Source organism: Nocardiopsis sp. TNDT3, from assembly GCF_003427465.1.
Lineage (GTDB): Bacteria > Actinomycetota > Actinomycetes > Streptosporangiales > Streptosporangiaceae > Nocardiopsis > Nocardiopsis dassonvillei.
In genome coordinates, this window is the sequence record NZ_QPFC01000184.1 from 1 (window position 1) to 1,842 (window position 1,842).

Here is a 1,842-nt window from a genome sequence, read left to right on the forward strand (position 1 = left end):
GCGGCCCACGGCCGGGTCGAGGACGACGGCGCCGCGCGAGCGCAGGGTGGCCACGTTGGCCTGCGTGGCGGGGTGCTCCCACATCTCGGTGTGCATCGCGGGAGCGAAGACCACCGGACAGCGCGCGGTGAGCAGGGTGTTGGTGAGCAGGTCGTCGGCCAGGCCCGCGGCGGCCCTGGCCATGATGTTGGCGGTGGCCGGTGCCACGAACACCAGGTCGGCCTCCTGGCCGATGCGCACGTGCGGGACCTCGTGGACCCCGTCCCACACTCCGGTGGCGACGGGCTGGCCGGACAGGGCGGCCCAGGTGGGCTCACCGACGAAGCGCAGGGCCTCGGCGGTGGGCACGACCCGGACCCGGTGGCCGGACTCGGTCAGGCGGCGCAGCAGTTCGCAGACCTTGTAGGCGGCGATGCCGCCGCCGACGCCGAGGACCACGCGGGGAACGTTTGTGTCACTCACAGAAAGGAGTTCTACCAGCCCCCGGCCGCCCCGCGCGCGCCAGGGGCGCGGCGGGCGCGCGGAAGGCGAGGGGCGCACCGGACCCCGCGAGAGGAGTCGAGCCGCCGACGAGGACGCCGTGCCCCTTGGAGCGCGGAACCCGGTTCTCCGCGCCCCGAGCCCCGTGCGAGCTCGCGAGCACGCGGAGAAAGACGGGTCAGGAACCCTCGTAGGGCTCCGCGGTGAGCAGGCCGGACCTGACCTCGCGCAGGGCGATGGACAGCGACTTCTCCTGGACCTGGGTCTCCACCAGCGGGCCGACGTACTCCAGCAGGCCCTCGCCCAGCTGGGCGTAGTAGGCGTTGATCTGGCGGGCCCGCTTGGAGGCCATGGTGACCAGGCTGTACTTGCTGTCCACCAGCTCCAGCAGATCGTCGATCGGCGGGTTGGTGATGCCTTCGGCGACGGGCTCGGTACCAGCCACTTCATTACCCCCAGGAATGTTCCGCGGCTCGTCGTGGAGCCGCGGTGGACGGACGTTGGGGCGCCGTCGGGACGGTTCCCGGCGCGGCGCGGATGGCGCGGGCCCTCCGGGCCCGGCCGCTATCACACCTTGGGCGCGGTGATCAACGCTAGCAGCTCGTCGCCCACTTCCTGTACGGACGTGTTGACGAGGGTGGTGTCGAACTCCTTCTCGGCGGCCAGCTCGACCCTGGCCACGTCCAGGCGGCGCTGGATCACCTCGTCGGACTCGGTGCCGCGTCCGGTGAGGCGGCGCACCAGCTCCTCCCAGGAGGGCGGGGCGAGGAAGACGTGCAGGGCGTCGGGCATGGACTCGCGCACCTGGCGGGCGCCCTGGAGCTCGATCTCCAGCAGGACGGGCACTCCGGCGCGCAGGCGCTCCTCGACGGGTCGGCGCGGGGTGCCGTAGCGGTTGCCCGCGAACTGGGCCCACTCCAGGAGCTGGTCCTCGGCGACGAGGCGGTCGAACTCCTCGTCGGTGACGAAGTGGTACTGGACGCCGTCCTGTTCGCCCGGGCGGGGGCGGCGCGTGGTGACCGAGACCGAGAGCCACACGTCGGGGTTCTCACGGCGCAGGTGGGCCACCACCGTGCTCTTGCCCACACCCGAGGGTCCGGACAGCACGGTCAGCCGCTTCTGCGCCGGGCGGGACTGGGATCCGGGATCGGGCATGTGTGTTCGAGGCTTCCCTTCGGGCCCGCCCGCCACGGGCGGGGCCGTGGCCCTCGCGTCGCGCTCCGGCGGGCCGAAGCCGGTCCGGGCGCCGTCACCGTGCGGGCGGTCTGGTGTGCGGGGTGTCCGCGTACGGTCGCGGGAAGCTCCCTTTATACCACCGGGCAGCGACGCACGGCCCAGACCCGCCTCGACACACACCGCGCC

At 73.0% G+C, this 1,842-nt stretch carries 3 protein-coding genes; all 3 read right to left on the bottom strand.

What is annotated here, in order from left to right; genetic code table 11:
• The coding region (locus tag DQW06_RS05025; protein ID WP_304598496.1) for a flavoprotein at positions 1–438 on the bottom strand (438 nt) is incomplete at its 3' end.
• 220 nt (positions 439–658) lie between these two features.
• Positions 659–925, bottom strand: a complete 267-nt coding sequence (rpoZ, locus tag DQW06_RS05030; protein WP_013154112.1) for a DNA-directed RNA polymerase subunit omega — start codon at positions 923–925, stop codon at positions 659–661.
• 122 nt (positions 926–1,047) lie between these two features.
• On the bottom strand, positions 1,048–1,635 hold the full coding sequence (gene gmk / locus DQW06_RS05035; RefSeq protein ID WP_013154113.1) for a guanylate kinase: 588 nt from the start codon (positions 1,633–1,635) through the stop codon (positions 1,048–1,050).
• Between the last annotated feature and the right edge of the window lie 207 nt (positions 1,636–1,842).

Excerpts from the sequence above, each read along its gene's own strand:
- gmk (WP_013154113.1), bottom strand. The coding sequence starts at position 1,635 with ATGCCCGATCCCGGATCCCAGTCCCGCCCGGCGCAGAAGCGGCTGACC.